Below are 8,417 nucleotides of genomic sequence, written 5' to 3'. Positions count from 1 at the left end.
AGCGCTAGTCTCGTGGGCTCGGAGATGGGTATATGAGACAGGCACCGCACGGATCGCCGTTGACCTCCTCGGCGGGGACGACGCTCCCGCCGTCGTGGTGGACGGCGCTCTGCGGGCGGTGCGCGCCGACCCTCACCTGCATCTGCTGCTCGTCGGCCCGACCGAGGTGGCCGGCGCGCTGATCCATGCCCTCGACCCGGCCGAACGCGCCCGGATCACCGTCCGGCCCGCACGGACCGCCGTCGACATGGCCGACGAGGTCGTCACCGCACGCACCGACTCCACCGTCCGTACGGCCGTCGCCGCCGTGCACGCCGGCCAGGCCGACGCGCTGGTCTCCGCCGGCTCCACCGGCGCGACCGTCGCCGCCGCCGCCCTCGGACTGGGTCGCTGGCCCGAGGTGCGACGCCCGGCGCTCGCCGCCGTCCTGCCCGCCGTCTCCGGACCGGTGGTGCTGCTCGACGTCGGTGGCTCGCTGGAACCCAACCCCGCCACGCTGGCCCGGCACGCCGTGCTCGGGGCCGCCTACGCCGCTGCCGCCCACGGTGTCGTCGCACCCCGGGTGGGTCTGCTCTCGGTGGGCACCGAGGCCGGCAAGGGCGACCGGGCCCGCCGGCTCACCGATCCCGTGCTCAGCACCGTGACCCTGCCCGCAGACGCCCGCTACGTCGGTCTCGTCGAGGGGTACGACGTCTGCGTCGGCACGCGTGCCGATGTGGTGGTCACCGACGGGTTCACCGGTAACGTGCTGCTCAAGGCCATCGAGGGCGCGTACGCGATGGCCGGTGGACCGCCGCCCGGCGGGGGTGCGCCCCGGGCGGCCGCCCTGCTCGGCGTGGGCGGGACGGTGGTCGTCTGTCACGGCGCCGCCCGTCCCGACGACATCTCCTCCGGCATCGCCCTCGCCGCCCACCTCTGGCGACGCGATGCCACCGACCGGGTCGCCGCGCTGCTCGCCGGCCACCGCACCGACCGCACCACCGACACCGAGGTACGCACATCATGAGCAACGACAAGCGGCGGAGGCCCTCCGTCGGCCATCTGGAAGCCGCCTTCGGCGTGACGCTGGACCCGGACCTGCTGGAGCGCGCCCTCACCCACCGCTCGTACGCGTACGAGAACGGTGGCCTGCCCACCAACGAGCGGCTGGAGTTCCTCGGCGACTCGGTGCTCGGCGTGGTGATCACCACCGCGCTCTTCCACAACCATCCGGACCTGCCCGAAGGGCAGTTGGCCAAGTTACGGGCCAGCGTGGTGAACATGCGCGCCCTCGCCGACGTGGCCCGTGGCCTGGGCCCGGACGGCCTCGGCCCGTACCTCCTGCTGGGCAAGGGCGAGGAGACCACCGGCGGGCGGGACAAGGCGAGCATCCTCGCTGACACCCTGGAGGCGCTGCTCGGCGCGATCTATCTCCAGTACGGGCTCGACACCGCCGGGATCGTGATCCACCGGCTGTTCGACCCGCTGATGGCCGAGTCGGCCGGCCGGGGTGCCGCGCTGGACTGGAAGACCAGCCTCCAGGAGTTGACCGCCGCGCTCGGGCTCGGGGTGCCGGAGTACCGCATCGAGGGCACCGGACCGGACCACCTCAAGACCTTCACCGCCTGGGTGGTGGTCGCCGGGAACCGGTACGGCGGTGCCGACGGACGCAGCAAGAAGGAGGCCGAGCAGCGGGCGGCCGAGTCCGCCTGGCGGATGTTGACCGCCGACGCCGAGGCGGAGTCGGGCCCGGCCGAGGTGACCGCCGACCCGGCCGCCGAGCAGGACGCGGTGACCGTCGACGGCCGGGCCGAGACCCTCGGCGAGGTCCAGGCGCACCGTGCCTGAACTGCCCGAGGTGGAGACGGTCCGGCAGGGCCTGGCCCGCTGGGTCACCGGCCGCCGGATCGACGTGGTCGAGGTTCGGCACCCCCGGGCGGTACGCCGGCACGAGCCGGGCGGCGTCCACTTCGCCGACGTCCTGGCCGGTCGGACCGTGCTCGACGTACGGCGGCGGGGAAAGTACCTGTGGCTCCCGCTGGACAGCGGTGATGCCGTGATCGGGCACCTCGGCATGTCCGGTCAACTGCTGCTGCAACCGGCGGGCACCGCCGACGAGGCGCACCTACGGGTGCGGTTCCGGTTCACCGACGACGGACCGGAGCTGCGCTTCGTCGACCAGCGGACGTTCGGCGGACTGTCGGTGAGCGAGGGCGGTGCCGCTCTGCCGGCCGAGATCGCGCACATCGCCCGGGACCCGATGGACCCGGAGTTCTCCGACGACGAGTTCGTGGCCGCGCTGCGGCGACGGCGTACCGAGGTCAAGCGCGCGTTGCTGGACCAGACACTGATCTCCGGTGTGGGCAACATCTATGCCGACGAGGCACTGTGGCGCGCGGGCCTGCACGGCGTCCGACCCACCGACGCGCTGACCGCTCCGGCCGCCCGGCGGCTGCTCGGCCACGTCCGGGACGTGCTCGCCGAGGCGATCACCGCCGGCGGGACCAGCTTCGACGCGCTCTACGTGAACGTCAACGGCGAGAGCGGCTACTTCGACCGGTCGCTGAACGCGTACGGCCGGGAGGGGCAGCCCTGTCACCGGTGCGGTGCGCCGATCCGGCGGGAGGCGTTCATGAACCGCTCGTCGTACAGCTGTCCCCGCTGCCAGCCACGTCCCCGGGGCGCGCTGCGCGGCTGACCGCCGGGCCGTCGGCGCGCGGGCAGGGCTCACGACGCCGGGCAGGGCAGCCGCCAGGCGTCCAGCGTGCGGTGCTTGCGGATGGAGGCGAAGCCGTAGCCGACGCTGGTGACGCAGAAGTCCGTGGTGTCGCCGGTGTACTCGACGTGGAACACCGGCTTGCCGGCGTCGACGAGGGGCAGCAGCTTCTCGCACCGTGCCAGCCGGACGCACTCCTCGTCGACTGCGAAGTCGAGGTCGGGCGCCAACGCGGCGACCTGCGGCAGGGCACCGAGCAGGCCGGGGGAGAGGTCGAGGGTGCGGGCCAGCGCCGCCACCTGGCGGTTGAACCGGAGCTGGTGGTCGAAGTCCAGCGGGAACCCGGAGCGCTGGGCGTACCCGTCGGCGTCGGCCAGCAGCACCGCCCCGAAGCCCTTGCCACGGCAGAGCCGGAACCGGTCGGCCAGCACCGGCCGCAGGACGTCCCACCGGCGTACGTCCAGCCAGGTGCGGTCGGTCCCGGTGGACGTGGCACCGCGTACCTCCGCCGGGTACCGGCTGGAGTCCGGATCGTCGGGGTGGACCGACCCGACGTGCACCTGGCAGACCAGACGGCTGTCGCGGGCGCGCAGCACGGCGGTCTGCGCCGCGGTGGTGGCGACCGGGTCGAGCACGAACACGTTCGCCGGGACCTCCGGGTCCAGCTCGCCGCGCAGTTGCCACTGCCACTGCCAGTGACGCGCCGAGGCCGCCGGCCAGCTCGTGGGCGCGCCGGGCGGCGGGAGCGGGGGTCGGCAGGCGACCGTGGCGACGAGCAACGTGAGCACCAGGCCGGCCGGGAGCACCCGGCGTACCCGCCGCGTCCGGCCCACCCCGATCCGCATCGCCGTCTCCGCACGTCGCGGGGCGGCGCCACACCGCCCGAGCAGGTACGCGTCGGCGTACCTCACCCGGTCAAACGAGGACAGACCCGATCAGGACTCGCAGTCCGGCCGCGACCGCCCCCGCCGCGACCGCCTCAGCGGGGTGCGGCGAAGACCTGCGTCCAGTACGGCCCGTTGCTGCTGGCCACTCCGACGCCGATCTCGGTGAAGGCGCAGTTCAGGATGTTCGCCCGGTGCCCCTCGCTGTTCATCCAGGCGTCCATCACCGCGGCCGGGGTGCGCTGGTTCCACGCCACGTTCTCGCCGTAGGTCCGCCAGGTGTAGTCGACCCGGTCGAGCCGGGTTCCGGGGTTGCTGCCGTCGCTGCCGGTGTGCGACATGTTCTGCGTGTCGGCCTGGTCCTGGCTGTGCCGCTGGGCGGCGGTCATCAGCTTGTCGTCGATGCTGAGCGCGCCACAGCCCTCCTTGGCCCGCTCGACGTTGACCAGCCGCACGACCTCCGCCGCCTGCGAGGTGGTGCCCGAGGAGGGGGTGGCACTGGGCGTACTGGCGCGGTTGGGGCTGCCCTGCCGGTCGGCGTTCTGCCGCGAGGGCGCGGTGGTGCGCGACGCCGCCGGGGTGGGGCTGCTGGTCCGGCTCGGTGACGGCGACGGTGACGCGGTGCTCGGCGAGACGCTCGGGCTCGGGCTGGGACTCGGGGAGTCGCTCGGGTCGAGCGCCAGGTCCGTCGTCTCGTCCGGCAGCGCCGGCGCGGAGGCGGGAGGGATGTCGGCGGCGGTGCGATCGGTCGGCGTGTCGTCACCGGGCAGTGCGAGTGCTGCCACGCCGATGCTCACCACGAGGGTCGCCGCCGCGGCGGCGCCGCCCAGCACCAACGGACGCCGCAACCGGCGTCGTGCGCCGCGCTCATCGGACCCGGTCGGCTCGTCCCGCTGGCCGGCGTCGTTCCGCTGGTCCGCCGGCGGGTCGTACCGTCCGTGGGGGCCGGCAGCCGTGCCGTATCCGCCCTCGACGGCCAGGTCGTCACGGTCGCCGGCCGTGCCGTATCCGCCTTCGACGGTCATGTCGTAGCGGCTCTGGTCGGCCGTCGCACCGTACCGGCCGTGGTCGACGGTCGCGTCGTAGCGGCTCTGGTCGGCGGTCGCACCGTACCTGCCGTAGCGGTCCTGGTCCGGTCCGGTCGCAGAGCCCGACGCGGGCCCGGCCGGGGCGCTGTACCCCCGGACCTGGGTGTCCCAGTCGGCGCCGTGGTGGCCGGTCTCCGGCGCCGCGTGCCGGGCGGTCCGGTCGTGGTCGGCCGATGCGGGCCACCCGGGGATCCCCCGCCCGGCGGGCCCGCCCGGTGTCCCGCCACGGTCGGTCGGCTCGTAGTACCCGGTCTCCGGCTCGATGGCGTGGTGGTGCTGACCGGACCGCCAGTCGGCCTCACCCCCACGGGGCGAGTGCGGGGCCTCCGGTTGCCACTGCTCGGTCGGCTGGTCGTCGTACCACCGGTCGGTCGAACTTCCCGGTTCGTCACCGAACAGGTAGGCCGACCTCGGTGCGGGACGGTCGGTCAACCAGGCCGGGTCCTCGGTCGGGAGTTCCGGGCGGCGAGGGTCGGCCTCCGGGTCACGCGGGTCGTTCCAGCCGTGCACGCCTGTCGCCTCCACGGGTCGGGTACCGGGCCGAGGTGACGCTACGTGTCGCTCATGGGGGCAGCAATCCGGCTAAGGAAGAGTTAAGAGGACCCTGTACATCCGGGTGAGGTAATCCACCGGACCGGCGCGTAGAGTCGAGGCGTCCGGACAGAGCGTGTCCGCGCCTGGGGGCAGCCGCCGGTGACCGGTCGGGCCGACGTCGAGATGATCTACGGCCTGCGGGAACTTGACGAATCAGGGGCTCCCGGCTCAATATGTATGTGTCGCCAGTCGCGCCCGGCCATGCCCAGAATTCGTGGGAGTGGTAGCCGCGTACACCAGGGCGCGCGTTGGCCGGCCTCTCCGGCAGCGCATATCAAGGAGTCAAAATGGCGAAGGCCCTCTATGGCCACGTAGGTGCGGCGCCCGACCGGCGCCTCCTCGACGAGGTCACCCGACTGCGTTCCAGGGTTCAGTCACTGGAGTTCGAGGTCACCCGACTGCGTGCCGAGAACGATCGGCTCGCGGCGGCTGCGGCGGAGGCGGACGATCTGCTCCGTCTGGCCGAGCCGGCACTGACCTGATCCACCTGGTCGCCACAACCGAATAGCTCCACCGCACAGCAGCGCGCCGACACGATGTGTGCCGGCGCGCATCTCTGCCCGGCCCCGGACGCCGGCAGGCGGGTCGCGTGGGGTGGGCCACCCGGTGCCGGGTTACTCTGCGGGTTGACCAGGGTCCGCGCAGCCGGGCGACGGTACGGCGGCCACCGGACGAGGATCGGGACGTGCATCTCAAGAGCCTGACGGTGAAGGGCTTCAAATCCTTCGCCTCCGCGACGACGCTCAAGCTGGAGCCGGGGATCACCTGTGTGGTGGGCCCCAACGGATCCGGCAAGTCCAACGTCGTCGACGCCATCGCCTGGGTGCTCGGCGAGCAGGGCGCGAAGGCGCTGCGGGGCGGCAAGATGGAGGACGTCATCTTCGCCGGCACCGCCGGTCGGGCCCCGCTCGGCCGGGCCGAGGTGACGCTGACCATCGACAACACCGACGGCGCCCTGCCGATCGAGTACACCGAGGTCTCCATCACCCGCCGGATGTTCCGCTCCGGCGAGAGCGAGTACGAGATCAACGGCGATTCCTGCCGGCTGCTCGACATCCAGGAACTGCTCTCCGACTCCGGCATCGGCCGCGAGATGCACATCATCGTCGGCCAGGGCCGCCTCGACGGCATGCTGCACGCCAAGCCGGAGGACCGGCGGGCCTTCATCGAGGAGGCCGCCGGCGTCCTCAAGCACCGCAAGCGCAAGGAAAAGGCGCTGCGCAAGCTCGACGCGATGCAGACCAACCTGAACCGGCTCACCGACCTCACCGCCGAACTACGCCGCCAGCTCAAGCCGCTCGGCCGGCAGGCCGAGGTGGCCCGGCGGGCCGCCGTGATCCAGGCCAACCTGCGGGACGCGCGGCTGCGGCTGCTCGCCGACGACCTGGCCACCCTGCGCACCACGCTGGACAAGGAGATCGCCGACGAGACGGCGCTGCGCCGACGACGCGAGCAGGTGGAGGCCGAACACGCCGAGGTGCAGTCCCGCCTCGGCGAGCTGGAAGAGGCGCTGGCCGAGGACGCGCCGCTGCTGGCCGCCGCACAGGACACCTGGTACAGGCTCTCCGCCCTCCAGGAGCGGTTCCGCTCGATCGAGCAACTCGCACTCGAACGGCTGCGGCACCTCAGCGCGACGCCCGACGACGAGCGCCCCGGTCGCGACCCGGAGCAGTTGGAGGCCGAGTCCGAGCGGATCCGCGAGCAGGAGGAGGACCTGCGGGCGGCGCTCACCGACGACCAGATCCGGCTCGCCGAGGCGGTCGAGCACCGGCAGGAACTGGAGCGGCAGCTCGCTGCGGCCGAGCGGGAGCTGGTCGCCGCGGCGAAGGCGATCGCCGACCGGCGGGAGGGGCTGGCCCGGCTCACCGGGCAGGTGAACTCCGCCCGTGCCCGGACCACCAGCGCCGGTGAGGAGATCGAACGACTCGCCACCGCGCACACCGACGCGCTGACCCGCGCCGAGCGGGCCCAGGCCGACCTGGACGCGGTCGCCGAGCAGTCCACCGAGGCGGACCGCGACAACGCCGACCTGGACACCCGGCACGCCGAGGCGGTCAGCGCCCAGGAGAAGGCACAGGCCACCGTCCGATCGCTCTCCGACGCCGAGCGGGCGGCGGAGAAGGACGCCGCCACCTGGAAGGCACGCGAGGAGGCCCTCGCCCTGGGCCTGCGTCGCAAGGACGGTGCCGGCGCGCTGCTGGCCCGTGCCGACCAGGTGCCCGGGCTGCTGGGCAGTCTCGCCGGCCTGCTCACGGTCGCTCCCGGTCACGAGGCCGCACTGGCCGCCGCGCTCGGTGGGCTCGCCGACGCGGTCGCGGTCAGCGGGGTGGACGAGGCCGTCGAGGCGATGCGCCTGCTGAAGATCTCCGACGCCGGGCGGGCCGGTCTGCTCGTCGGCAGCCCGGCCGGGCCGGGGATGTCCGGTTCGGCCGATGCGCTGCGTCCCAAACTGCCCGACCGCGCGCACTGGGCCCCCGACCTGGTGGACTGCGACGCGCAGATCCGTCCGGCGGTGCACCGGGCGCTGCGCGACGTGGTGCTGGTCGACGATCTGGCCGCTGCGGCCGAGGTGGTCACGGGCAACCCCGAGCTGCGCGCGGTCACCCGGGAGGGGGACGTCGTCGGGGCGTACGCGGCGGCCGGTGGCTCGGCCAAGGCGCCCAGCTACATCGAGGTGCAGGCAGCGGTCGAGGAGGCCCGGGCCAACCGGCTCGCCGCCGAGGGGGGCAGCGCCGACCTGCGTGAGCAACTCGTGCAGGCGCGGGCCGAGGTGGCCGCCGCCAAGGAGGTGGTGCAGCACGCCGCCGCCGCCAAGCGGGAGGCGGAGAGCCACCGCAACGCCGCCGCCCGACGCCTGGCCGAACTGGGGGCCGCCGCCCGGTCGGCCAAGGCGGAGACCGACCGGCTCGGTGAGTCCCGGTCGCGCGCCGAGGCGGCCCGCGAACGGGACCTGACCACATTGGCCGAGTTGGAGGAGCGGCTGCGGCTGGCGGAGGCGACGCCGCTCGACGCCGAACCGTCCACCGAGGAACGCGACCAACTCGCCGCGATGGTGCCGCAGGCCCGGCAGAACGAGATGGAGGTCCGGCTCGCGGTGCGTACCGCCGAGGAACGGGTGGCCTCCATCGCCGGGCGGGCCGACTCGCTGCGCCGGCA

Annotated in this window: 7 protein-coding genes; 5 read left to right on the top strand and 2 right to left on the bottom strand. The window is 73.6% G+C overall.

The window, feature by feature from the left end; all coding sequences use genetic code 11:
- Positions 1-52 precede the first annotated feature (52 nt).
- From EYA84_RS20790 to mutM, 3 genes are read left to right on the top strand one after another with little or no spacing between them, the layout of a single operon-like run.
- Positions 53-1,006: a phosphate acyltransferase PlsX gene (locus tag EYA84_RS20790; protein ID WP_131054718.1), complete on the top strand. Its 954-nt coding sequence runs from the start codon at positions 53-55 to the stop codon at positions 1,004-1,006.
- A complete protein-coding gene (gene rnc / locus EYA84_RS20785) occupies positions 1,003-1,827 on the top strand; it encodes a ribonuclease III (RefSeq protein ID WP_131054716.1) in 825 nt (274 codons plus the stop codon). Before EYA84_RS20790 ends, rnc begins: the two co-directional genes overlap by 4 nt.
- Entirely contained in the window at positions 1,820-2,677 is an 858-nt protein-coding gene (mutM, locus tag EYA84_RS20780; RefSeq protein ID WP_131054715.1) for a bifunctional DNA-formamidopyrimidine glycosylase/DNA-(apurinic or apyrimidinic site) lyase, read from the top strand. The genes rnc and mutM overlap by 8 nt, the downstream gene beginning before the upstream one ends.
- A gap of 29 nt (positions 2,678-2,706) precedes the next feature.
- On the opposite strand, the gene EYA84_RS20775 is transcribed toward mutM, so the two are convergent.
- On the bottom strand, positions 2,707-3,606 hold the full coding sequence (locus tag EYA84_RS20775; protein WP_236145876.1) for an endo alpha-1,4 polygalactosaminidase: 900 nt from the start codon (positions 3,604-3,606) through the stop codon (positions 2,707-2,709).
- Positions 3,607-3,674: 68 nt separating this feature from the next.
- Positions 3,675-5,177, bottom strand: a complete 1,503-nt coding sequence (locus tag EYA84_RS20770) for a CAP domain-containing protein (RefSeq protein ID WP_131054714.1) — start codon at positions 5,175-5,177, stop codon at positions 3,675-3,677.
- Positions 5,178-5,548: 371 nt separating this feature from the next.
- Here EYA84_RS20770 and EYA84_RS20765 point away from each other — a divergent pair, with 371 nt between their 5' ends.
- Both EYA84_RS20765 and smc read left to right on the top strand, forming a co-directional pair.
- Complete coding sequence (locus tag EYA84_RS20765; protein WP_092373577.1) at positions 5,549-5,743, top strand: hypothetical protein; 195 nt, start codon at positions 5,549-5,551, stop codon at positions 5,741-5,743.
- Positions 5,744-5,946: 203 nt separating this feature from the next.
- Positions 5,947-8,417 (top strand): chromosome segregation protein SMC (gene smc / locus EYA84_RS20760; RefSeq protein ID WP_131054713.1); only part of this gene is annotated, 2,471 nt, incomplete at its 3' end.

Origin of the sequence: Verrucosispora sp. SN26_14.1, assembly GCF_004307965.1 — a bacterium.
In the GTDB taxonomy this organism is placed as follows: Bacteria; Actinomycetota; Actinomycetes; order Mycobacteriales; family Micromonosporaceae; genus Micromonospora.
This window is presented reverse-complemented; position numbering and strand designations above follow the sequence as displayed.

Excerpts from the sequence above, each read along its gene's own strand:
- EYA84_RS20765 (WP_092373577.1), top strand. The coding sequence starts at position 5,549 with ATGGCGAAGGCCCTCTATGGCCACGTAGGTGCGGCGCCCGACCGGCGC.
- rnc (WP_131054716.1), top strand. The coding sequence starts at position 1,003 with ATGAGCAACGACAAGCGGCGGAGGCCCTCCGTCGGCCATCTGGAAGCC.